This is a genomic window from Myroides sp. LoEW2-1 (assembly GCF_009767705.1).
In the GTDB taxonomy this organism is placed as follows: Bacteria; Bacteroidota; Bacteroidia; order Flavobacteriales; family Flavobacteriaceae; genus Flavobacterium; species Flavobacterium album_A.
In genome coordinates this window covers 1-212 of record NZ_WSPP01000234.1, presented here as the reverse complement: position 1 = coordinate 212, position 212 = coordinate 1, and the positions used below count along the sequence as shown (strand labels likewise).

Sequence of the window (212 nt, the reverse complement as noted above, 5' to 3'; positions counted from 1 at the left end):
GACGAAGCTCTTTGATTTGATCAGGTGTTAAGTTTTGTTCCTTCGCCTTTTTTTCCACAGCATATAGTTTCTGTATTTCTATAAGTACATGCTGTGCTTTTGCGATTTTGTTGTCAAGAGCTCTTTCAAACTCACGACGAGCATGTGCCCAACAACCAAGATGCGTTACATCTGACTTAGCTCCATAGGCTTTGTATCCGCTATAACCATCG

At 41.0% G+C, this 212-nt stretch carries 1 protein-coding gene; it reads right to left on the bottom strand.

What is annotated here, in order from left to right:
• Window positions 1-212 (bottom strand): IS66 family transposase (locus GOQ24_RS12640; RefSeq protein ID WP_160339841.1); only part of this gene is annotated, 212 nt, incomplete at both ends.